Source organism: Shinella sp. GW821-FHT11G07, from assembly GCF_058808115.1.
Genome location: NZ_JBXARJ010000004.1, coordinates 403208 through 424121, shown reverse-complemented (window position 1 = coordinate 424121; position 20914 = coordinate 403208). Strand labels below are relative to the sequence as shown.

The 20914-nt window shown below is 55.3% G+C and carries 24 protein-coding genes and 1 tRNA gene; 6 read left to right on the top strand and 19 right to left on the bottom strand.

Going from position 1 to position 20914, the window contains the following annotated elements; genetic code table 11:
• Positions 1-225 precede the first annotated feature (225 nt).
• A complete protein-coding gene (tcmP, locus tag AC1RT2_RS11030; RefSeq protein WP_493101812.1) occupies positions 226-1371 on the top strand; it encodes a three-Cys-motif partner protein TcmP in 1146 nt (381 codons plus the stop codon).
• Here the strand turns inward: tcmP and AC1RT2_RS11025 are convergent.
• The 4 genes from AC1RT2_RS11025 to AC1RT2_RS11010 all read right to left on the bottom strand — a co-directional run bounded on the left by AC1RT2_RS11025 (position 1368) and on the right by AC1RT2_RS11010 (position 8228).
• Positions 1368-2117, bottom strand: coding sequence for a DUF5131 family protein (locus tag AC1RT2_RS11025; protein WP_493101810.1), 750 nt, complete (start codon positions 2115-2117; stop codon positions 1368-1370). The genes tcmP and AC1RT2_RS11025 overlap by 4 nt on opposite strands.
• Positions 2118-2194: 77 nt before the next feature.
• Positions 2195-3397 (bottom strand): GIY-YIG nuclease family protein, encoded by a 1203-nt coding sequence (locus tag AC1RT2_RS11020; protein WP_493101808.1) that lies wholly within the window; start codon positions 3395-3397, stop codon positions 2195-2197.
• On the bottom strand, positions 3390-5441 hold the full coding sequence (locus tag AC1RT2_RS11015) for a DEAD/DEAH box helicase (protein ID WP_493101807.1): 2052 nt from the start codon (positions 5439-5441) through the stop codon (positions 3390-3392). Before AC1RT2_RS11015 ends, AC1RT2_RS11020 begins: the two co-directional genes overlap by 8 nt.
• A 3-nt stretch (positions 5442-5444) precedes the next feature.
• On the bottom strand, positions 5445-8228 hold the full coding sequence (locus AC1RT2_RS11010) for a class I SAM-dependent DNA methyltransferase (protein ID WP_493101806.1): 2784 nt from the start codon (positions 8226-8228) through the stop codon (positions 5445-5447).
• Positions 8229-8412: 184 nt separating this feature from the next.
• Between AC1RT2_RS11010 and AC1RT2_RS11005 the strand changes: the two genes are divergently transcribed.
• Complete coding sequence (locus AC1RT2_RS11005; RefSeq protein WP_493101804.1) at positions 8413-9456, top strand: toll/interleukin-1 receptor domain-containing protein; 1044 nt, start codon at positions 8413-8415, stop codon at positions 9454-9456.
• A 12-nt stretch (positions 9457-9468) separates the two neighbouring features.
• Positions 9469-10275: a hypothetical protein gene (locus tag AC1RT2_RS11000; RefSeq protein ID WP_493101802.1), complete on the top strand. Its 807-nt coding sequence runs from the start codon at positions 9469-9471 to the stop codon at positions 10273-10275.
• 3 nt (positions 10276-10278) lie between these two features.
• On the opposite strand, the gene AC1RT2_RS10995 is transcribed toward AC1RT2_RS11000, so the two are convergent.
• From AC1RT2_RS10995 to AC1RT2_RS10970, 6 genes are all read right to left on the bottom strand, one after another.
• Positions 10279-10770: a DUF29 family protein gene (locus tag AC1RT2_RS10995; RefSeq protein ID WP_493101800.1), complete on the bottom strand. Its 492-nt coding sequence runs from the start codon at positions 10768-10770 to the stop codon at positions 10279-10281.
• A 52-nt stretch (positions 10771-10822) separates the two neighbouring features.
• Positions 10823-10966 carry a hypothetical protein gene (locus AC1RT2_RS10990; RefSeq protein ID WP_493101798.1) on the bottom strand — a complete coding sequence of 48 codons (144 nt, stop codon included), beginning with the start codon at positions 10964-10966 and terminating at the stop codon, positions 10823-10825.
• A 114-nt stretch (positions 10967-11080) separates the two neighbouring features.
• Positions 11081-11407: a hypothetical protein gene (locus AC1RT2_RS10985; protein WP_493101796.1), complete on the bottom strand. Its 327-nt coding sequence runs from the start codon at positions 11405-11407 to the stop codon at positions 11081-11083.
• Positions 11408-11630: 223 nt separating this feature from the next.
• Complete coding sequence (locus tag AC1RT2_RS10980) at positions 11631-11816, bottom strand: hypothetical protein (RefSeq protein ID WP_493101794.1); 186 nt, start codon at positions 11814-11816, stop codon at positions 11631-11633.
• Positions 11813-12085 carry a hypothetical protein gene (locus AC1RT2_RS10975; RefSeq protein WP_493101792.1) on the bottom strand — a complete coding sequence of 91 codons (273 nt, stop codon included), beginning with the start codon at positions 12083-12085 and terminating at the stop codon, positions 11813-11815. Before AC1RT2_RS10975 ends, AC1RT2_RS10980 begins: the two co-directional genes overlap by 4 nt.
• Positions 12086-12605: 520 nt before the next feature.
• A complete protein-coding gene (locus AC1RT2_RS10970) occupies positions 12606-13232 on the bottom strand; it encodes a hypothetical protein (RefSeq protein WP_493101790.1) in 627 nt (208 codons plus the stop codon).
• 220 nt (positions 13233-13452) lie between these two features.
• On the opposite strand from AC1RT2_RS10970, the gene AC1RT2_RS10965 reads away from it, so the two are divergent.
• Positions 13453-13752, top strand: a complete 300-nt coding sequence (locus tag AC1RT2_RS10965) for a hypothetical protein (protein ID WP_493101788.1) — start codon at positions 13453-13455, stop codon at positions 13750-13752.
• A gap of 271 nt (positions 13753-14023) precedes the next feature.
• Here the strand turns inward: AC1RT2_RS10965 and AC1RT2_RS10960 are convergent, their stop codons facing one another.
• The 8 genes from AC1RT2_RS10960 to AC1RT2_RS10925 form a co-directional block, all read right to left on the bottom strand.
• Positions 14024-14434 (bottom strand): DUF29 family protein, encoded by a 411-nt coding sequence (locus AC1RT2_RS10960; RefSeq protein ID WP_493101786.1) that lies wholly within the window; start codon positions 14432-14434, stop codon positions 14024-14026.
• Positions 14431-14838: a hypothetical protein gene (locus AC1RT2_RS10955; protein WP_493101784.1), complete on the bottom strand. Its 408-nt coding sequence runs from the start codon at positions 14836-14838 to the stop codon at positions 14431-14433. Before AC1RT2_RS10955 ends, AC1RT2_RS10960 begins: the two co-directional genes overlap by 4 nt.
• Positions 14835-15038, bottom strand: a complete 204-nt coding sequence (locus tag AC1RT2_RS10950; RefSeq protein WP_493101782.1) for a hypothetical protein — start codon at positions 15036-15038, stop codon at positions 14835-14837. The genes AC1RT2_RS10955 and AC1RT2_RS10950 overlap by 4 nt, the downstream gene beginning before the upstream one ends.
• Positions 15035-15301: a hypothetical protein gene (locus AC1RT2_RS10945; RefSeq protein ID WP_493101780.1), complete on the bottom strand. Its 267-nt coding sequence runs from the start codon at positions 15299-15301 to the stop codon at positions 15035-15037. Before AC1RT2_RS10945 ends, AC1RT2_RS10950 begins: the two co-directional genes overlap by 4 nt.
• Entirely contained in the window at positions 15291-15833 is a 543-nt protein-coding gene (locus tag AC1RT2_RS10940; RefSeq protein ID WP_493101778.1) for an antitoxin VbhA family protein, read from the bottom strand. The genes AC1RT2_RS10945 and AC1RT2_RS10940 overlap by 11 nt, the downstream gene beginning before the upstream one ends.
• 1026 nt (positions 15834-16859) lie before the next feature.
• Positions 16860-16936: transfer RNA gene (locus AC1RT2_RS10935), tRNA-Met, on the bottom strand.
• A gap of 133 nt (positions 16937-17069) precedes the next feature.
• The gene (mnmA, locus tag AC1RT2_RS10930; protein ID WP_493101776.1) at positions 17070-18266 is read right to left on the bottom strand and encodes a tRNA 2-thiouridine(34) synthase MnmA; all 1197 of its coding nucleotides are present in this window, start codon (positions 18264-18266) and stop codon (positions 17070-17072) included.
• A 218-nt stretch (positions 18267-18484) separates the two neighbouring features.
• Complete coding sequence (locus tag AC1RT2_RS10925) at positions 18485-19234, bottom strand: helix-turn-helix transcriptional regulator (protein WP_069061250.1); 750 nt, start codon at positions 19232-19234, stop codon at positions 18485-18487.
• A 438-nt stretch (positions 19235-19672) separates the two neighbouring features.
• Here AC1RT2_RS10925 and sciP point away from each other — a divergent pair, with 438 nt between their 5' ends.
• Positions 19673-19948 carry a CtrA inhibitor SciP gene (sciP, locus tag AC1RT2_RS10920; RefSeq protein WP_007769470.1) on the top strand — a complete coding sequence of 92 codons (276 nt, stop codon included), beginning with the start codon at positions 19673-19675 and terminating at the stop codon, positions 19946-19948.
• A 49-nt stretch (positions 19949-19997) separates the two neighbouring features.
• Here sciP and AC1RT2_RS10915 read toward each other — a convergent pair whose 3' ends face one another.
• Entirely contained in the window at positions 19998-20462 is a 465-nt protein-coding gene (locus AC1RT2_RS10915; protein ID WP_493101773.1) for a paraquat-inducible protein A, read from the bottom strand.
• 130 nt (positions 20463-20592) lie between these two features.
• Between AC1RT2_RS10915 and AC1RT2_RS10910 the strand changes: the two genes are divergently transcribed.
• Positions 20593-20874 (top strand): GNAT family N-acetyltransferase, encoded by a 282-nt coding sequence (locus AC1RT2_RS10910; RefSeq protein WP_493101771.1) that lies wholly within the window; start codon positions 20593-20595, stop codon positions 20872-20874.
• Positions 20875-20914 lie beyond the last annotated feature (40 nt).

The following is a 20914-nucleotide window of genomic DNA, read 5'->3' as shown; positions in this document are numbered from 1 at the left end:
GTTGCGCTTCATTCCCTGGTCCTCTCAATGGGCCAGAGCTTACTTCAAAATGGATTATTTCAACGGGGCAAGGTCAAGGCATATGCCGCCCGACAGGCGGAGATCGATCAACTAATGACTGAAATCAGCGCGGATCATTGAAGAAACATGGGGTTTTGCAGTTAAGCGAGTTGGCGACATTCGAAATCAGTCATAGGTTGAGTTGATCAGCAGCCGGGATTCGCCATGACGAGTATCTATCAGGGCCGTGAACAGACCGAAGCCAAGCATTTTATTCTAAGAAAATATCTTCAGACGCTGGCCTTTAAGGCGCTTCATGGCGGATGGAACCTCGCTTACATCGATGGCTTTTCGGGACCGTGGCAATCACGGACGGTGGATCATTCAGACTCCTCCTTTATGATTGCCTTGGAAGTGCTCAAGGACGCCCAAGCGAAGGTACGTGCCACCGGGAAGAGACCGCGCATCAAATGCTTCTTCTCAGAAGAGAACCGGGATTCCTACGCTCAATTGAAGGCGGCGGTTGCCCCTCATCACGATCCAGCCAACAGCTTCTTCATTGAGACGTTCAACGGGAAATTTGAGAACGCTGTAAGCCCTATTCAGAAAACGATGGAGGGATCGTTTGCCCTCACCTTCATCGATCCAACAGGCTGGACCGGCTACGAGTTCGACAAGGTGAAATCCATCTTTGAGCACGCGCCCGGCGAAGTTCTGCTGAACTTCATGTACGACTTCGTCAGTAGATTCACCGCTTCATCTGACCCGAAGACGCTTGCCTCCTTTGACGGCATTCTGGGTCAGGGATGGCAGCAACGCCTTGACCCGTCATTGCCGCGTGAAGAAGAGATAATTGCGCTCTTCTCCGAGCAGTTCCGGCAAGCTGGCGGTTTTCGGTACGTCCTCAGCACCCCTATTGAGAAGATATCTGACCGCACCCATTTCCATATCGTGTACGGAACTCGCAGCGCTGAGGGACTGGCTGCGTATCGTGATGTCGAACACGCGGCCCTTAAGGATCACGGTATGAGGCGGGCCTCTGCCCGTGAAGCGATCAGGGAGAATAAGACCGGGCAGACTGACATGTTCGGTGCAGAGGGTGCGGCTTCTTTCGCTGAATTGTCGGCCGACGCGCAATTCGCGAGCATTAAGCTTCAAGCCAAGGACTGGCTCCGCGAGCAGTTACCGAACTGTCCGAAATCATTCTCAGAGGTTTGGCCACATATGCTTGACCGGTTCATGGTGAGGAGAACCGATGCCAAAGACATATGTGTGGAGTTGGGGAAGGCAGGAGAGATCAAGGAGACTTGGCGCATGAACGGATCGAGGCGTCGTAAACCCGACGATGCGGATCAGATCGACAGGGCTTAAGCGGCGGTCGCAGGCATATTATCCCACGTCTGCCCGCGATATGAGCGACCGGTCTTCTTTTTGTTGAGACCGCCCCATTGCTTGAAGAAGAAGGCAGTGTCGGCGTCCGTGCACATATCAAAAATCTCGTCGATCCACACAGGGTCCATTGGCCGCGCGTTTGGGCCGGATTCACCTCCGACGATTGCCCAATGAATTCCGTTGAGATTGCCTCCGGATACCGAGCCGATGAGAGGTTCGAAGGAAACGAACCTGACAGCAGCTGGGACCTGCCTCAGCTCATCGAGCCGATGCAAGACACGCCCATCTTCGACGCTGGCTCCTAGCCACACGTTGGAGAGCACAGGGAATCCGGTCTGTAAAATCTCCGCCATCCTGTCAGGACGCTTTGTCAGGATTTGGTAGGTGTGGCGAGGGGTATCCGCCATAACCCGCCAGACCTTCCGCACGAACTCGGTGGGAATGTCCGGATGGAAGAGGTCTGACATCGAGTTGACGAACACATTCCTCGGGCGAGACCATGTGGTGGGAATTTGTAGGGCGCTTTCATCCAGGTAAAGCGCACCGGTCCACTTCGGCCTGCCGCCGCTCTTGCGCGTCAGGCCACGATACTTTTCGACACCCATGGCCTCTAGTCGAGCTGCCATTCGCATCGCATAACAATTGGTGCAGCCAGCGCTCATGATTGTGCAGCCAGCAACTGGATTCCAGGTCGCGTCGGTCCATTCGATTGTCGTTTCAGCCATCATACACTCCCGGGACGGCCGGAATCGTACCACGGATGGTAAACGAAAACGTAAACATTATCTATAGTTGTATTTTGTCAGTCTTCCACAACCAAAGCAGCCTGATCCGGCCGATATCGATATCGAGAGATCGAGCCATCCCGAATACGTTCGACAGCTTCATCAATCACAAACAACGGTACCAGAAACCATTCCCGTGGAACGACTGGTTTACCGAAGCGATCCTTGATCTTCATATCGAGCCGAGCCGCCCCAAATACTCGGTGAATGACGTTTTCGAGCTTTGTTCTGTTGATGTTGAAAAGCTCGTATGTCGCGACGATCTCGACCTCCGCCAGGAGAAAAGTTGCGTCAAATCTCGCATTGGCGATCCTGCGCTCGACACTTCCGCCCGTTACCCCGATCTTATGAATAAGTTCACGGTTCTGGGCGACCAAGGGATTCTCGGACATGCTGCGCAGGACGTAGATTTTGCCGCTGGCGAGATCGCCATCATCGGTTTCGTCGGCAAACAACGGACCCGCAGTCGGTTCGGTGATCCTTCGCCCAGTTTCATCCTTATAGAGTGCGCGTTGGAGAGACCGGAGCAGGATGTTACTCTCGGTGCCATTTGAGTAGATCGCACGCAGACGAGCATCTGTTTCGCCATTTGGCGCTTTAATAGGCTCCCCCACCTCGGCCACATAGACTGTCTGGCCGCCGAGAATGAAAAACTGCCCGGCGGTGATCTCCGCCTTCAGGAAACCTGCATCTTTCACGAATGGCCGGGTCGTGCGAACGCCCGATTTCAATTCGTCCTGCACTTGGTCAAACAATGGCTTGAACTGGTCAAAATCCTCGCAGCGCTCGCGGTTGGCGATCTCCTCGGCCGCCCGCTTCTCCGATACCGAGCGAACGTGCTTCAGAGTCGTTATTTCTGCAACTTCCGCTTCTATTCCCAATTCCGCCAAGAGAGCATCGTCGTCCATCTCCTCAATGTCGGCCTGGCTCATGACCGGCTGAACCCCGAGCAGTCCCTGATGATCGATTGGTTCGACAATCGAACGACAAGACTCGATTTCACGGATGCGATCCAGTCGCACTGCATAAAGCCGCTCGAAGATATCGACGGCTTCCCCATGGCGAGGTAGGCGTTTGTGCGTCTCGAAGAAACGCTGAATATCTTCGAAACCTGCAATGACCCGCTCTTCTTCAGCCGTGCGCGTGCTTGTGCGCTTGGCCTCTACCTCAACGCCAAGTTCCGCGAGCAGAGCATCATCATCATCAGTAAAATTAGCCATTGGCGGCCTCAGCCTTCATGCGCGCGAGGAATGCAACGCCTTCCGCCATGCGGCGTTCCCAAGGATCAGGCGAGGTGAGCGAAGGCAAGCGGCTCCGTTCTGCTTTGAACTTGAGGGCACGGCGGGCCAGGTCGCGGGCCTCCTCGGGTGTCATCTGAACCTTCTTGCCGGTGATGATAGCCTCAACCTGCTTCAGGCGCTCCTCGTTCATCTCTTTCGCGAGGATTTTGTAGGCCTCACCGAAGGGATTGATGCTGTCGATCAGGTCGATGTCGAGTTCGAGCACGCTCAAGGCAATCTTCCGGACGCCGTCGATCAAGGCGGTATTTCCGGATTGGGGGGCTTCCTCGTTCGGGTTGAGAACCGCCTTCGCCTGCTGGGTCAGGTTGAGGGCAGCAACTGCATGCTGTCGCACCGCCTCCTGGTCCTCTTCCGTCAGCGACGGGTACTTTTCCTTGATGATTTTGCCAAGCCTGACCTGTGTTAGCTCCTGCGGCACCATTTCATGGTCAAAAAGGCCACGCTCAATCGACGGCCGGTCCTGAACGAATGCGGCGATCACCTCGTTGAGGTCTTCCTGACATATGCGTTCGGCTTCCTTGCTCTGCGGCTGAGCCAGACCTTTTATCTCGATCTGGAACTCACCGGTGTCAGGGTTGAAGCCGACATTGCATTTGTCATCCTGGTAGCCGCCATCTCCGTAGTCAAAACCGTCCTGCGGACCTGTGGCCTTGGCTTTTGGCGTAAAGTTGAACTTCGGAGCAAGCACCTGCTCCATCAGCAAGCTGGCTGCGATGGCTTTGAGCATGTCGTTGACCGCTTCCGCGACCGTGGCCTCCGACGCATCGGGTTCAGCAATCAGGTTCGTGAAACGAGCCCGTGATTTACCGGGCGCATCACGGGTAGCCCGTCCGATGATCTGTACGATCTCAGTGAGGCTCGACCTGTAGCCCACCGTCAGCGCATGCTCGCACCAAATCCAGTCGAAACCCTCCTTCGCCATGCCGAGGGCAATGATGATATCGACATGGTCACGGTTGTTTTTCTGACTGGGGTCCTTCAGCGCGGCCGACACCCGGTCACGTTTGCTTGCATCGTCATCAACCAGATCAGCAATCTTGAGGGTGCGGCCGGAGGGAGTTTTGACGAGCTGGAACCCGGTCACAGGGTCGGTGCCCTGCCACTCACCCAGCTCTTCGATGATGTGCTCCACTTCCCGCACCTTATCCTTCGTGCTCTCTCGGGAATTGACCGAAGGGATGTGGATGATCGTCTTCTCGTCGGGATTGAGCACCTTCAAGATGTCGTCCGAGTAGGCGTTGGCGTAGAAATAGTAGCCGATATCCAGCGTTTTCAGGTGCTTGTAGCCGTTCAGCTGCTCATAATAGGTGTAGGTGACGCTTTTGAACTTTTCCTCGTCGCTCGGCATCAGAACAGGTTCCGCATCACCACGGAAGTAGGAGCCTGTCATAGCAACCACGTGGACCTGGTTCCGCGCCAGCAGCTCGGCCAACTGCGCGCCCAGGCGATTGTCGGGGTTGGCAGATACATGGTGGAACTCGTCGATGGCGATCAGGCAGTTGTCGAAGGCCTCGATACCGAATTTTTCAACAGCGTTGCGGAAGGTCGCATGAGGGCAGACGAGAATACGCTCCTCGCTCTTGAGGAACGTCCCGACCGCCTCTGCTTTCCCACCCTCGGAGCCCGGTGCATTGCAGAGATTCCACTTCGGTTCCACCGTCCAATCAGTCCAGAAACCGAACTTCGAAAGGGGCTCGTCCGCGAAGCTCGATCCGATGGATTTTTCCGGCACAGTGATGATGGCCTTGCGAACGCCCTGGTTGTGGAGCTTGTCGAGCGCGATAAACATCAGTGCCCGGCTCTTGCCGGAAGCGGGGGGCGATTTGATCAGCAGGTACTGCTCTCCCCGCTTTTCGTAGGCGCGCTCCTGCATAACGCGCATTCCCAGCTCGTTAGGTTTGGTGGAATTGCCGTTCTGCGCATAAGTGACAGAGACGGACGGGACGGATTTCTCGTTGCTCATGACTTATGCCTTCATCTTGATGTTGCCGGACTTCGTCGGTTTTCCGGATGTCATTCTCGTATAGAGTTCGAACAGCTTTTCCAGGCGCTCGGTGTCGTTCCTGAAGCGTCGGCCGATGTAGATAGCTTCCAGCACCTCATCGTTCCGATCATGCGCTGCTTTAAGGTCGGCGGGCATCTTCTCGGGATCGTAGAGGTCGGCAATCGTTGCAGGGAAATGAGCCTCGCGTGCAAGAAGAATATCTTCGGCGCACCGGTTCAAATCATATTTGTTCTTTTCAGTCAGCTTTGGAATCGGAAAGGTGTTCCAACCTAAAGTGTTGGAATATCTATAGTCGGTCTTGATTTTACCGCACACTGTCGCGATCCAGTTTAGATGTAGACGGGAAGCAATCAGTGAAATCGTCCATAGGGGAGCATCGTAAACTGCAAATGCAGCGTTCGACACCACGGTTCCTACCGTTAGAAACCCGACAGGGAGGTATTCCCTATTCTCACTCGTATGAATTGGAACGATATATGGGACCGCTGTGCGAGCATTGCTTCCATATCGAATCTCCAAGAAAGCATGTGGCCGCTGCGCGGCTACCTGGGTTGGCTTTTTGGTGCTGTTCTGTCTAAAGCCTCTGACATTCTCTATACGAGAAGCTATCTCGGGAATTTGTCGGGCCATCGGAACTTGACAGTCCTCGATCCATAAACAAAAGCGCTGTTTCCCATCAATAAACTCGGTGCTTCCAATGTACGGAACAAGGAACTGATCTGCACCGTCGACCTTGCCGAGAGCTTCTTTATCCAATAGGGACATGATCAACCCGCCCCCATCAGCTGGCTTACTCCCGTAGTCCATCGGTGAAAGACCATTGACCGGCTTAGACTCCGGCCTCACGTAAACATCGTCTGTTGGCACGAGATACGGATTGATATGCTCTACTTCCTTACGGGCAACATCCTTCCCGTCTGCATTCGAATACAAATAGCGCGATGTGCCTGCCGAACTAGCTAAGCCGACTATGACAACAGTAACCCCGGCATTGTTGCTTGCCAAATTAGCCCATTTGAAACTGGTGTAAGCGAAATTGATAACGTTGCCGGTTTTAAAGATCAGGGGCCATAACGTCGGAACCTGCTGACCCTGGCACACGGAGTTTGTCGCAACAAATGCGGCGGATGCCTTTGTATAGGTTCCGTACAAGGCAGCCTTCATGAACCATCCCGCGACGTAATCCAAAAGCTTCCAGTTTTTCGTATAAGCCTCAAATATGGACGCTAGATCGTCTTTCTGCTCGGATGACTGCAACGATGCCCCCAAGTAAGGCGGATTGCCACAGATGTATGTCTCACCCCCTTCATTTTGGAAATCGATCTCCGCTTGCTCCAAGGGCGAATGGAAGAGGTCATCGCTGTGCAACTTGACGTCGGTTCCCGTGGGTGGGCAGAGCCCGAGCCAATCGAGCCGTAAGGCGTTCCCACAGGTGATCCAGTTCTTCGAATCCAACGGCAAGAATTCAGCCAGCGCTTCCTTCTGGCCGCGATAGAGGACGTCACTCTGGTACTCGGCGATAATCAGTGCCAGCCGAGCGATCTCGGCCGGAAAATCTCGAAGCTCGATACCGCGAAAATTGGTGAGCGGGATTTCCGAACGACGCTCAGGCTCCCCTCGCCTCTTGTTGATTTCAGCCTCGATCTCTCGCATCTGCTTATAAGCGATGACCAGGAAATTGCCGGAACCACATGCAGGGTCGAAGACGCGTATCTTGGACATCCTGCTACGGAGATTGAGCAACTTCCGGGGATTGTCGCCCGCCTCCCCCAGCTTCTCGCGAAGGTCGTCGAGAAACAGCGGGTTCAGGACCTTCAGGATATTCGGCACGCTTGTGTAGTGCATTCCGAGCGACCCGCGCTCGTCGTCGTCAGCAACAGCCTGGATCATCGACCCGAAGATGTCGGGATTGATCTTCTTCCAGTCCAGGTTACCGATATGCAGCAGATAGGTCCGTGCAATCTTGCTGAACAGCGGCACATCGGTCGATCCCGAAAACAGCCCACCGTTCACATAAGGAAAGACGTTCGCCCAACGGGGAATACCATCTGAGACGCGATCCTCAGAGCGGGTGTTCATCGCCTTGAAGATGGCCTCGATCACGATGTGTGTATCGGAGGAATCCTTGCTGCTCATCTGCTCGACCGTGGCAGTGAACAGGGTCTCTTTCGTGAAAATGTCGGTGTCTTCAGCAAAGAAGCAGAAAATGAGCCGCGCCATGAAGTGATTCATCTCGTGGCGACGTGCAGCCGTGCTCCACTCAGGATTGTCCTTCACAAGCTCGACGTAAAGACGGTTCAGACGGCCCGTGGCCTTGATGTCAAAGCTGCTTTCGCGGATTTGCTTGACTGGCGAAATTCCAGCCAGGGGCAGGAAGAAGCCAAAAAGCTCAGGAAATTTCCGATACTCACAGACGATCACCTCGCCGGTATTCAAGTCTTCGGCCTGGAACTCAACACCGTCGGTGGCAAGGATGAACTTGGCCTTGGCTCGTGATGTGGCTGGGCTGGATTTCAGGTCTTTGAGCGCATCGGTAGCCGCTCCGGTCGCGGCCACCTTGATATGTATATTGGTCGTTTGCAGGACACCGCCGATATCCGACTTATTGGTGTCCCCGCTTCTGAGGCGGCGAAGAGTGGTTTCCTTCGCGCCAAATGCCTGGAGAAAGAGAAAGGGAAATTCCGAAGCATCAAACGGCTGCTCTGCCAGTGCTGATATGGCTTCTTCGATTTCAAACGCGTTCACCCTGGTCTCCTAGCCGTCCTCGACACCACGGCCCGATCAATACCACTGGCTGCCGCTTAGTCATCAATGTTCTCGCACAATGGTGTCGGGTTCTCCACACTCGTTTCCACCACCGCAAATCGCTGCGTCTGGTCCCTTATGTGAAATTGATGATATAGCAACGGTTGCAACGCATGAGGGAACGATGAGCAAGTCGGTATTCATAAGCCACGCCGTTAAAGACACCAAGATCGCTGCTGAGATCGTTGATCTTATCGAGCAGGGCATCGGCGTGCCGGAAACGGAAATCTTCTGCTCCTCAGTCCCTGGGTACGGTATTCCAACCGGCATGACGTTCGTCACCTACATGAAAGACCAACTTCTTGAGCCCAAGGTCGTCATTCTGCTGCTAACGCCTTCGTACTTCGAGAGTAAATTTTGCCTAAGCGAGCTTGGTGCCGCGTGGGTGAAGTCGCACTTCATTTTCCCGATCCTGGTCCCTCCCCTCGGCTACGACGACGTCAAGGATGTCCTTCTTGGTACTCAGGTTTCAAAGATCGACGACGACATAAAGTACAATGAGCTGCGTGATCGCCTGGGTCAGGAAATCAAGCTCGACGCAAAGACATCAACAAAATGGGATACGAAGCGCCGCAATTTCCTGAAAAACATTGAACCGCTGCTTGCCGAGGTCGCGGGCCCTACCACAGTGCCTGCCGCAAAATTTCAGGAAATGGAAGATAAACTGGCTGAGGCACAGGTTGAGCTAGACGCCTACGAGGAGCAGATCACCAAACTGAAGAAGCAGTTGGCCGAAACTGAGAAGCTAAAGGATCGGAAAGCTGTTTCTGAGCTTCAGCAGCAGTATGCGGAAGTTGCGAATGAACCCGTCGAAAAAACACTATCGGAATTGGCCGACAAGGTCCGTGATGCCCTTAGTGCGTTAAAGTACACCAGCGTCAAGATGTTTGCGTTGAGCGAACATTACGGCAAACCATACTCTATCGACGTTTACAACGACCGTTCGGAGTTCGAGGAAGCCTCAAGGCGCGGAGTGTTCACTACAGACCCGTACGATCAGACCGTCTGGACATCCACCAAGATGCAGAAGCTGGCGAAAGCCTTGGAGCGACTTGACAGCTTTGCTCAGACGGAATCAGCCGCCCTGACGAAGGTGGCCATGGAGAGGGATGAAGATATCCCGATTGATCCCTCGACCCAGGATTTCTGGGAACACCATTATTACTGAGCGATGGGCCAGATGGTGAAACGCAGGAATCACGAGGTTCCCAAAGGGCTCCTAAAAAGCTGGCTGGGTCGAGAAGGCAGCAAGGATGGTCTTCACTACATCGATCTGTCAACTGGAGCCCTTTGCTTCGAGGAAGGACGGGAAGCCAGTTTCGCGATCACTGACTACATCTACGTCCCGAAGCGCGTAAACGGTGAACGTGACGATGCGCTTGAAGACTGGTTTTCGGTCGATGAGAACGGGCTCGCCGTCTTCTCCCAGAGAGCTGCTGCCGGTACGCTCGCGAGCTTTACGAATGAAAAGCTGATCAATCAGGCGATCCGCGCTTGCATTGCACTCGGCAATCGCAGTGCCTACAGCATGGTCATGGCTATCACGGCCTCAGGCACAGCGGATAATTCGGCTCATGAATTTGCAGTCGCCAACATCCTGCGTTCTACCGGCCAGAAATTCAAAGCGTTCTCGACGTGGGAATTCCTGGTGCTATACAACCTGCCCGTTCCGCTCCTGATCAGTGAACGGCCATTCCTGGATTTCACACCTCGTGGGCATGATATGGTGCTGATGGCACTCGGTCCACGCTCGCTTATGATCGGAACGCCTTGCGATGATCCGAGCCGACGGCAGATGTCTTTAAGAGTCGGTCCCGCTGGGCCCGAACATAAGCGCATAGCAAGAATTCACAATCGGATGTCCGCCGAGATGGCGAGACAGTGGGTTGTCGCCTCAAGCCGATCCGAGCTTGCTGCTCTCGCAGATGAATTGACACCCGAAAAGGTGCTGGCTCGGCGTCAAACTGATCGCGTAATTTTCAGTTAGTTGTCACCAGTAGACCCTATAGGCATCAGGGACGATATCGCGAATGATCGCCGCACCCTCGTGCGGATGAAGGTTCGGATCGACCAGCTGTTTGATGGACAAAGGGCACCTATCGATTTTATCGGGAACGATTGCGCCGGTTTCCTGCAAGGTGACAACAGCAGTCTGCCAGGCCCTCGCCCACAGTCTGTCCAGATCGACATGAGCATCGAGGCCTTCGTCACGGCAGACCTCGATGCTGCCTTTCAGGTTGAATGCCTCAACGGTCCACGGACGCCGGTCGTCGCCAGGAGGGGCAATCGCGATCTTGATGATCGCCGTCATCAGCCCCATCAACAGGATCGAAAGCTCCGTCATTTCGCTGCGACCGGCCGCCTCAATCTCCTCGGTCAGGTTCTCGATGTCGAACTGATGCGATTTGCGGACCAGCTCGCGCGGGCCGGTGCCGACTGTCGGGCGAAACTGGATGCGGTGAAGAGGATCGTCGAGGCGCAATAAGCAAAACCCCGGTTTCTAGGCCAGGGTTTTTGAGGATATTCCGAGTTTATCAGGCTGCTTCGTCTTCCATCGCGTCAATCGCTTCGCACAACACGAACCCAACTCCGCAATAGATGTCTCCAAGATTCAGTTCTGCGATCTCAGCATCAGACATAGCAGTCGCGTGCCAAACGGCTTTGTCACTATCGATCATGTCACAATATCTTTCAGCTTCTTTCTCGCTGCCATATCCGTATTGGCATTCTTGATTGTACGATGTGATGATGAACCAAGTTTTTATTTTCGTTCCTTCGACCCGGCCGCTCTCTTATCCGGCTGCATCTACACTATCAAATCTGCGGTTGCAGTAGGTTTCCCAAGACAGATCTTCGATAGTCTTCGTCATCTCTTCAACGTGTGCGAGATAAGCCTTGTTGGCTGCTTCCTTTACCTCAACATCGTCGACCCATCCATCAAAGCCCTTTAATAGACAGATCGGCTTGAAGCCGCCGTTTCGACTCTTGTCGGCAATCGTCGCGCGGATGAGCTTGTTGGTGTGGTGATAAAGTCCGTTATCGATGTCTCCGATTCTCAAATCCTCGACTATCTGAGAAACCATTGCATCAACTTCGATTTCGGTGAGCTTCTTAAACATTGTAACTTTCCTTCTCTCAATGTTACCCGGCTCCTATCTTTCTGTTTGCCGGCCATAAGCGTCTTGCTGGTAAATTTATAATTAGTCATCGGCGGAAACTACACAAGAACTATTCTAAAACTAATTCGTTGACGTGAGTATAACTCTTTAAATCGTTTATATCGTCAACGACTTTTTTCTCAAAATAATTACACAGAACTTCCGCCGATGGAAATCTTAAGCGTTATTTTTCGCCAGCCGATGGTGATTTCTTCTTCGGACGGTTGGCGACAACAAGCTCGTGAAGAGCGCTAAGCGAAAAACTCATCCTCTGCTCAATCTCTCGAAAATAAGCCTGCCGTTCTGCGCGTTCGCGTTCGAGAATTTCGGCTTTGGTCGGTTTCTTAGGCTTTGATACTACCTTTCTCATGCCGACACCTTTTCGAATACGGTATCGAAAAGATCATTGTAAATGATCCTCGCGAGCCGCTTTTTGCCGGGCATGCAAAGCTCGATAATGTCGGTCAGATGGATGCGTCGCGTGCCGACGAAGATGGTGTCGGAAGCGAACATTGCTGAATCTTTGTAGAGTTCAGCTGCTTCCAGGAGATTTTCGACGGTCAGCGGAAATTCTTTCGCGTCATCAAAAAGATTGAGTAAGATCGTGTTAGTCGTAGGGTCAGAGGTCGGGTTAGTCATGGCGTGCCTTTACGCGTTGTTACTCACCCACTCATAGCTAGAAGACCGACCCCGGCTTGCTAAGGGGCGGCAAAATGTTGACATGCATTTTTTTCTAAGCCATTGAAAAGGCCACAGAAATGAGGCCGCTTTTTTCGTCATTTTGTTAGGGCGGTCGGCCTTTTGAACGCTGGCCGAGCCGGTGGTGCTCGGCGAGGAGGGGGTGCTTTTGCCGTCGCTGCCGGATCAGAAATCCGGTTTAGCTGGTCCCGCATATCCTGGATCACCGTCACCGCTTGCTCACTGATCGGCCCGGTTGATCCTCGATCTCGACGGACAAATGCGCCGTCGACAGGGCGGCCGTCAGCTGTGCTTTCGGTCGGCATTGGTGCTGCCTGCCGCTCACCGTGCGGACGGATTTTGATTTTGCCAGAGGCCAAGGTGCGCTCGATTGCTCGGTTCAAGGATGCCAGGAAACGGGCATGCTCCGGGCTTACGACGCCGACGTCTGTGACGGTGCTTGTAAGAGGTATAGCCTTTCTCATGCTGCATCTCCCGTCACCCAAGGCCATTCGCCGATGGTATGTCGGCGGACGTGAAGGTCGACTCGGTCGAGCTGGAAGTCGTGCAGGATTTTATGTGTCCGACTCCGCAGCTCAACAATCCTGTCGACGACACCGTACTCATCTCCGCCGACGATCTCAGACATCTGCTTGAGCGTAATCTGCCCGGATGCGATGATTTTGCGCAGGCGTGATCGCAGTTGCTGCTCCTCGGTCATCTCCACCGGCCGACCGTCGCGGCGCACGACTTCATATCCACGCAAGTCGGCGATGTAGGCGGCGTGCGCGACGTCGCGCTGTGTAGTGATGATCTCGCCGTCGCATACGACATCGTAGATCATGTCGGATGGAAGTAGCGGTGCCTGATTGATCGTCGCGCCAATCGCCAACTCCATCAACATTCCCGCCGAGATCACACGCGGATCGGATTTTGAGCACCACGCATCGATTGTCCTGCGGCTGACATCCAGCCATTCCGCAGCGTCGTCTCGCCGAGTATTCCGGTCGCCAAAACTGTTGACCAGTTGCGTAGTCCAAATTTCGATTGCGCGTTTCGTAAAGCTCGGCTTCGGCGGCCGAACAGTAAATGATCTAAATCTTCCCATTGCATTTCTCCCTGCCGGATGATCTCGACAAGAAAATTGTCTGGTGTAATTTTTGTTGGCGCAAGTGCCTTCGTGTAATTGTAAAATAACGACGCCTAATAATATCAGGGTTCGTCAACTAAATATTTTTCAATCGTGTAATTTATTTCCGCGCGATTTGTGTAATGCTTTATAGACGCTCACGATTCCTTATTCTCATGAGAATAAGGGAGTGAAGGAAATGAGAGCATTTTTTATGGCAATCTTGATGACAATGGCACGGCTGGCCGAAGGCGGATTGAAGGGATTTGAATGGTGCTGGCAGCGCTTCCTAGGCCTGCTGCCAGGCGGCGGTGGCGGCACAGTAATGCCGCCTGCGCGGCTCGATCTGCCGGATGTCGATGAGGCACACGAGGCTAAGGAAGCGGCAGCTGGACAGCAGCGTGCGGCGGACTATCTGCTGTCGTCGCCGGAGAGGGTGGTGCAGGCATGGGCGCAGGCGTCTCCTGAGCATCGCGACAACTTTCGGACGATAAATTGATTGCCGCCGCCTTTATGACCACAACCCAGGCACCGCAGAAGCCGCTCAAGCGAATGCAGGTAGCATCGAGACGAGAACCGTCGCGCCAGTTCATAGCGATCTAGCCATCCTTCGCGGTTGCAATTGCTGCAAAGGCCGCCGAGTTCGTACCACTGCTGCAAGGATTCAAACGTCGTCTCACGGTCAATCTTTTCGACCGGCTGGCTCCTCGGAAAATCGATACCTCGACGATGGCGCATAGTTCACTTTTTGTTCTTTCGCGCCTGAAGAATCAAGATCGGATCAAAGCAAGTGCCTGATCGACGTTGAAATCCTCCGACAGAAGCTGCTCGATTGTCAGCGGGCATCGATCAGGAAACCCCGGCATCGACCGCACAGATAGTCTCCAGGTCTTATCGAGATCGACATGCCGCCAGACGCCGCCATCGGCGCGGATGAGCGCATCCGATTGAGCAGAATAGATATCTTCCGCACTTATCGCGCCGGGCTCCAGAGACATGTCAATGAGACCGGACAGGATGCGACGGATGCAGGCAGATAATTCGGCGATGGCACTCCGTCCGAGGCCTTCGATTTCGTCGATGAGATTGGAAATATCAAGGTCACCGTGGTCCGGCATAGAGCGTAGCAGAGCAGCCTGCTGCTGGGTCCAGGCGACGTAATCCTCATCATACAGTGTCATCTTTCCTCGATCATTGAAATCGCCTTTTCGCTAGCAGCGTCTGCATCAGCATCATCGGTTACATACAGATACCGTGCGCCTGGCAGAGCTGACCAGTCGCGATGACGCCCGATATCTACGACCAGGACCGGCTTGGAGGGCTCTGTAGCTTCAGGGATGTACGGTCCAGCATCGACAACAATGCTGGGATATCTGACCTCGTGGATCGACGGCAGCACAATGCGGATCGAAGAGTAGACGCGGTAGCCTGTGTCTCTGTTTCTGGCATGCAGGGCAGCCAGAATGTCGGCTTTGAGAGCTGCCCTCTGCTGTGTCGATCCGGGCAGAGGCAGCGCGTTGCCGTCAACGAATTCGTATCGGTCCGGCTGCTCGGCGGACCAGACGAGAAAACCTTCGAGATTCATGTCCTCATCATCATTCGGAAGGTCTCGACCTCTTTCTTGATCTGCTCATCCGACGGTATTGGCATCGGCAGATCAGCGTCGCCGAGGGCTACGAGCAGCGTTGCGTAATCGCGGACCTTCAGCCGCTGGATGGCGACCTGACGGCTGATCTGGCCGCGTGAATACCGAACCAGTGGATGCGTGTTAGGGAGATCGGTCATCTGTAGCGCTCAGGATATGCATCGACCTTGACCTGCGTAATCGAGCCATGATGGCGGTCGATGGGTGCCTTGTAGAGCACGCGGGCGGTCTCTATCGAGATGAGAAATTCGGCTTCTTCGTTGTATGCAGTTTCCAGCTTATGCGACCGTTCCGCATCCGACATCGAAAGGAAAGCTTCCACCTCGGCGATCAGCTCAGGCGTCGGATCGAATGGGATGTATTTTAGGCGCAGGCGATCACGTAGTTCCTGGTTATTTTTCATCGCGCTTGATCTCCACTATCCGCTCGTCGACCCAGGCCTGCAGTTCTTCGTCAGATACTAGTCCGGCGGCCACTTTTGCAGTCATCGCGACCGTCGCCGGATCGGACGGCAGCCCGGCCAACCTCTGGTTCGAAATCGCCTGATCGACAATTTTATGAGCCCGCGTAATTACCGTGTCGAGATCGGTTGAGAGACCGGCGTCCAGCTCTTCCATGCCGATCTCGTCCATGATCGCATCCCAATCAACGCTCGTAGCACCTCCTGAATCCTGACCTGTCATCGCCTCATATCGAGTCTGGATGTGCCGAGCCATGTCCGCCTGCTCGCCCTTTGCAGCCGAATTCAGGATGGAGAGAGCACGGTCACCGGCATCGATATCAGACGAGATTTCGCCGCCAGGAAATTGCCAGACGACCTTGTTGTCACGGACATAAACGGCAGGCAGGCCGAGGTCATGGCAATCCTTGACCGGGTTCCAGTTCGCATGCATCCAGTGGACGGCGTCAAAAAAACTGATGTTATTGTCCGCCATGTCAACAATTTCTCCGGCTTCGTATCACCTGATCCAGTCAACGATATGGGGATTCTAGATCAACCTAAAATGAATTAAAATAGATTTCGGATGTAGCAATGTAGGTTTCGTTAATTTATGTCTTAAGATGCATATTTGTTGCTGAATATGTCTTATAATACATATTAGCTTTCGGCGTTTGACATAGGTATGCTGAAGACGAATGCTTGTATTGCGGCCGGTAGCTAAGCCCGGTTGGACGCATGCCCATCACAGGCATGGACATAGCATTCGCTGATTAGACTGATCGGACGGATGCAAGGCGTCGACTTAGTCACTCGACGAGTACGGTGATTCGAATCCATCCTGGCCGCACAATCTCCTTTGAAATTTCAGCCGACGGGACAATCATAACCTCACCACGCCGGTAACCAGTCCGGCACCCGTCTGGTCAAGGTCAGGCGGCACCTGCGAGTGAGGCGCTGGTATGGTCGCCAGCAAACGACGCCTGGTTCGCCAGGCACAGCACTCTGGAAGAAATCATCGACGGCCGGGATATCATTTATGGCTCACATCTCAATCGTCTGGCTGAAGAGCTGAACATGTCTGTCGAGATGTGGGAGAATCTTTATCGCAAAGTAGGGCTGATATGAGAAGGCCAAGGCTATCACGCGGCTTCAAACGCGGCACGACCTCCAGAGGGTTTCAGACGATCAGCTTCCAATATGCGTACGAAAAACCTTGCGGCTTGCAGGTCTCCAGCAGGCCCTACAAGGACATGACGTCATCAGCGCTTTGGATCAATGCCGATGGACAGGATGTCCATTTAAACCTCGACCAGGTTAAGGTGCTGGCGAGGGTTCTGAATCATTGAGTCGAAACCGGCGATTTATAAACTCACCACCCAATTTTGTGGACAACGCCAGAAACCACCTACATTTCCGCCAACTGGGGTATTGCGAGGGTATGAACCCAAATTTGTTACCGACCGCAACATGCGCATCTCAAGCCGAAATGCCGTAAGCCTTTGATTTTATTGGAAAAAAATGGTAGCGGAGGAGGGATTCGAACCCCCGACACAAGGATTATGATTCCTCTGCTCTAACCTACTGAGCTACTCCGCCGCCCGAAGGGAGGATCAAGAACGATGTCCGTTTCCGTCCGGTGGCCGGCTTATAAGGTGCTGTTCCCGCGGGTGTCAAGCGAGGTTCTGAGAAAAATTGCTTTGTCCGCAAAGGCTTTGGCGGACAAGGCGTTTCAGGCCGCGACCGGGGTCGACAGAATGCGCTTGAGGGCATCCTCTGCCGCGGCTTCCCGCTCCGAGCGCAGGATGAAACCGCCGCCGTAGATGCGGGCGTCCTCGCCTTCGCCGGAATAGAGGGCGCAGGCCTGGCCGGGCGCGACGCCCGCTTCGCCTTCTGCAAGCTCGACATAGATGCCGCTCTCGTTGGCCTCAAGGCGCGCGGGGCGCGGTGGGCGGGTGGAGCGCACCTTGGCGTAGCAATCGAAGCCCTTGGCGGCCACGACCTCGAGGGCGTCATCACCGAGCCAGTTGATGTCACGCAGGTAGAGGCGGCGCGTTTCCAGCGCCTCCTTGGGACCGACGATGACGCGGCGCGAGCGTGCGTCGAGATAGACGACATAGAGCGGGTCGCCGGTCGCGATGCCGATGCCGCGGCGCTGGCCGATCGTATAATGCAAAATACCGTCGTGGCGACCGAGCACGCGGCCGTCGATATGCACGATCTCACCGGCCAGGGCCGCATTCGGCTTCAGCTTGTTGACGATGTCGGTATACTTGCCCTGCGGCACGAAACAGATGTCCTGGCTGTCGGCCTTCTTGGCGACGACGAGGCCCATGTCTTCGGCGAGCGCCCGGGTTTCGGCCTTCGAGAGATGGCCGAGCGGAAAGCGCAGGTAGTCGATCTGCTCCTGGGTGGTCGCGAAGAGGAAGTAGCTCTGGTCACGTTCCGCATCGACGGGGCGATAGAGCGACCGGTGCTGCGGCGCGTCCGGCGTCGGGTTGGCGCGCGAGCGGATGTAGTGGCCGGTGGCGAGCGCATCTGCGCCAAGCTCCTTGGCGGTGGCCAGGAGGTCGGCGAACTTGACGGTCTGGTTGCAGGCGACACAGGGGATCGGCGTTTCGCCGGCGATGTAGCTTTCGGCGAAAGGATTGATCACCGTTTCGCGAAAGCGCTTTTCGTAATCGAGAACATAGTGAGGAATACCGAGCGTTTCGCAGACGCGGCGCGCATCGTCGATGTCCTGGCCGGCGCAGCAGGAGCCGGCACGGTGCACGGCAGCGCCATGGTCATAGAGTTGCAGGGTGATGCCGAGAACATCGTAGCCCTCGCGTTTCAGGATCCCGGCCACCACCGAACTGTCGACGCCGCCCGACATGGCAACGACGACGCGCGTATCTTCCGGCTTGCGATCAAAATCGAGACTGTTCACGCGAGGTCCGTTCCGGTGCTGCGTATCCTACCGCAGGACACCTCTCCATTGGGGCCGAAGCCGGCCGTTGCGGCGCTCCGCGATCGGCAGAGCATCCTTCGAGCGACATATAGAAACTTGCCGCTCCGAGAGCAAGGGAAGGCCGGAAACCTCGTCTTTGTGACCGGGCAGAGGAACACCCTCCGGTCAGCGACAGAGCATCCTGCCAGAAACCAACCTCAGATGAGGCGAAGACGCAACGCGATGGCGATCGCCTGCATGCGGTTGACGGCCTGAAGCTTGCGGGTCGCGCTCTTGAAGTAGCTGCTCACCGTATAGACCGAGATGCCGAGAATGATGGCGATCTCGTCGCTGCTTTTGCCCGCCGCCGCCCAGCGCAGGCACTCCACCTCGCGGCTGGACAGTTTTTCACGGCCCGCGGTCGCCGCAACGAACGTCTTCTCGAGGCATTCGAACAGCTGGAGGGCAGCGAAATGCAGCTCCGCCAGCTCTGGACGAGCAAGCGGCACGCGCGCGCCGGAGAACACCATCAGATAGGGGTCCGACGTCGTGGAGTGCAGCAGGAAGGCCGTCGAGCCGGAAAGACCGTGGCTTTCGGAAAGTGCGATCGCCTCGGCCACCTGAACATTCCCCCAATCCGAGGGCGCGAAGAGCGAACTGTCGCCCTGGACAGGCAACTTCGTCATGCCGGTCTCGACTGCGAGCCGACTGACATGGAAGAGGTTCATCGCATCGTACTTGCGCACGAGATCGGCCGGCCAGTTGCTGACGAGCAGGCGTTCGGAAAAACGCTGCTGCGCATTGGCCGGAAAACGCGACACCAGGAAATGGCTGAAGCGGAAGTGACTGGCGCACTGGCGCATGAGGTGCAGCACCTCATACTCGGTCTGCACGGAATCGATGTTGGCCGTGGACAAGAATTCGGGCGACCAACCCTGCTGCAGGAGCATGTTGTCTGGATCTCTCATTTTCCGCTTCCAACAGCCGGCGCGTCGCGCCGGGCTCGTGTGCATTCTCGGTTCGGAAAATTTCAGGAGCACCCCTTCTAGCCAGCGACGACGAAAAACGCCGCTCGCGGCCATATCCCAGAGGGAGACGGCGCGCGGAGGGAATTCATTTGGATGCTTCCTGGGAGCTTCCGTGCATCGATCCGATGCGACCCCCTAAATTTGGGGGCGTATTAGCAGCGTTTGAATAAAATAGAAATGAAATATTCGCATAGCTCCCATGCGACCGTCGGGCATGGGCACACAGGCAAACGTAAGGGAACCCGGTGCTTCGCAAGTGTGATCATACCGGTGAAGCCGCTCAAATGATTAGAAAATTGTTACTGCGCGCTTAGGCAAATCTTAAATGTGGCAGGCTAAAGTCCCGCCATATGGTCTTGAGTTTATGTAGAGAGTCCAATGACCGAACTGATACGACCCCGCGTTAAATACGTCATCGGCCCCGATGGCAGCCCTCTTACGATTGCCGATCTGCCGCCGGCCAATACGCGGCGATGGGTGATTCGCCGGAAGGCAGAAGTCGTCGCCGCCGTGCGCGGCGGGCTTTTGAGCCTCGAAGAAGCCTGCGAGCGTTATACGCTGACGGTCGAAGAATTCCTGTCCTGGCAGTCGTCCATCAACGATCACGGTCTTGCCGGCCTGCGCACCACGCGCATCCAGCAGTACCGCCACTAGCCATTTCCGGATCAAGACCACAGCAGCCGTACCCAGTGCGGCTGCTGTTTCATTTGGAGACGGGCTGCAGCCGCATTTGCAGCAGGCCGGTCATGATTGCCGAAGCCGCATAGAACCAGAGGCCGGGCTGGGTGAAAGCCGAAGCCATGCCGCTGGTCTTCGCCGCGACAATGACCAGCGCCACCAGCATCACGTCCATCATCGACCATTTTCCGAGGATCGGCAGCAGCCGCGCGATCCAGTTTGCCCGGCCGCCAGGCTGGGCCGGCGCAGTCGCTTCCAATGCGATGCCGAAGAGCTTCATCACCGGGAAAACGATGGAGAAAAGCCCCACGAGTATCGCAAGCCCGCCACTCCCCTGCTCCCAAAGCGAGACGACAATGTCGATCAGCGAAGGCGTTTCGTCGAAGAAATAGAGCTTTTCAAAGCGCACGAGCGGCAGGACGAGGCCGAAGGCCAGAAACAGTGCGGAGAGAACGAGGAAAGCGGGAACGACAAGGATCATGGCACACATCGCAGTTTCGATGCGCCCTGCATAACATTCACCCGATCAGGATGCAGCACACTGCGTTCACATCCCGTTGCCTTGCAGCACGGCACGAGACAGGAAAGGATGGCGTCAACGCAACGACAGCGAGGCCGTCATGGAAATTCTCAGCGCTGAAACCGGCTCGAAGGGCCGCTACTATACCGTCGTCGAGGGTCACGAGGCGGAAGTGACCTATTCCCGCACCTCGCCAAAGCTCGTCATCGTCGATCACACCGGCGTGCCGGATGCCCTACGCGGCAAGGGCGTCGGCCAGGCGCTAGCGGCCTATGCCGTGGAGGCGGCCCGCAAGGGCGGCTGGAAGATCATGCCGCTTTGCCCGTTTTTCCGCGCCCAGGCATTGCGCCACAAGGAATGGCACGACGTCGTCGATGTCTGACGCAACACGAAGAGCCCTCGTGAGCGGTCTTCCGGCCGCT

What these genes read in the sequence shown, in the direction of transcription:
- AC1RT2_RS11015 (WP_493101807.1), bottom strand. Translation starts at nt 5,441, where the DNA reads ATGAGCAACGAGAAATCCGTCCCGTCCGTCTCTGTCACTTATGCGCAG.
- AC1RT2_RS10970 (WP_493101790.1), bottom strand. Translation starts at nt 13,232, where the DNA reads ATGGGAAGATTTAGATCATTTACTGTTCGGCCGCCGAAGCCGAGCTTT.
- AC1RT2_RS10990 (WP_493101798.1), bottom strand. Translation starts at nt 10,966, where the DNA reads ATGATCGATAGTGACAAAGCCGTTTGGCACGCGACTGCTATGTCTGAT.
- AC1RT2_RS10985 (WP_493101796.1), bottom strand. Translation starts at nt 11,407, where the DNA reads ATGTTTAAGAAGCTCACCGAAATCGAAGTTGATGCAATGGTTTCTCAG.
- AC1RT2_RS10945 (WP_493101780.1), bottom strand. Translation starts at nt 15,301, where the DNA reads ATGAAAAATAACCAGGAACTACGTGATCGCCTGCGCCTAAAATACATC.
- AC1RT2_RS10975 (WP_493101792.1), bottom strand. Translation starts at nt 12,085, where the DNA reads ATGACTAACCCGACCTCTGACCCTACGACTAACACGATCTTACTCAAT.
- AC1RT2_RS11005 (WP_493101804.1), top strand. Translation starts at nt 8,413, where the DNA reads ATGAGCAAGTCGGTATTCATAAGCCACGCCGTTAAAGACACCAAGATC.
- AC1RT2_RS10955 (WP_493101784.1), bottom strand. Translation starts at nt 14,838, where the DNA reads ATGAATCTCGAAGGTTTTCTCGTCTGGTCCGCCGAGCAGCCGGACCGA.
- AC1RT2_RS11000 (WP_493101802.1), top strand. Translation starts at nt 9,469, where the DNA reads ATGGTGAAACGCAGGAATCACGAGGTTCCCAAAGGGCTCCTAAAAAGC.
- AC1RT2_RS10965 (WP_493101788.1), top strand. Translation starts at nt 13,453, where the DNA reads ATGAGAGCATTTTTTATGGCAATCTTGATGACAATGGCACGGCTGGCC.
- sciP (WP_007769470.1), top strand. Translation starts at nt 19,673, where the DNA reads ATGACCGAACTGATACGACCCCGCGTTAAATACGTCATCGGCCCCGAT.
- AC1RT2_RS10910 (WP_493101771.1), top strand. Translation starts at nt 20,593, where the DNA reads ATGGAAATTCTCAGCGCTGAAACCGGCTCGAAGGGCCGCTACTATACC.
- AC1RT2_RS10925 (WP_069061250.1), bottom strand. Translation starts at nt 19,234, where the DNA reads ATGAGAGATCCAGACAACATGCTCCTGCAGCAGGGTTGGTCGCCCGAA.
- AC1RT2_RS10940 (WP_493101778.1), bottom strand. Translation starts at nt 15,833, where the DNA reads ATGGCGGACAATAACATCAGTTTTTTTGACGCCGTCCACTGGATGCAT.
- AC1RT2_RS10950 (WP_493101782.1), bottom strand. Translation starts at nt 15,038, where the DNA reads ATGACCGATCTCCCTAACACGCATCCACTGGTTCGGTATTCACGCGGC.
- AC1RT2_RS10960 (WP_493101786.1), bottom strand. Translation starts at nt 14,434, where the DNA reads ATGACACTGTATGATGAGGATTACGTCGCCTGGACCCAGCAGCAGGCT.
- AC1RT2_RS10980 (WP_493101794.1), bottom strand. Translation starts at nt 11,816, where the DNA reads ATGAGAAAGGTAGTATCAAAGCCTAAGAAACCGACCAAAGCCGAAATT.
- tcmP (WP_493101812.1), top strand. Translation starts at nt 226, where the DNA reads ATGACGAGTATCTATCAGGGCCGTGAACAGACCGAAGCCAAGCATTTT.
- AC1RT2_RS10915 (WP_493101773.1), bottom strand. Translation starts at nt 20,462, where the DNA reads ATGTGTGCCATGATCCTTGTCGTTCCCGCTTTCCTCGTTCTCTCCGCA.
- AC1RT2_RS11020 (WP_493101808.1), bottom strand. Translation starts at nt 3,397, where the DNA reads ATGGCTAATTTTACTGATGATGATGATGCTCTGCTCGCGGAACTTGGC.
- AC1RT2_RS11025 (WP_493101810.1), bottom strand. Translation starts at nt 2,117, where the DNA reads ATGGCTGAAACGACAATCGAATGGACCGACGCGACCTGGAATCCAGTT.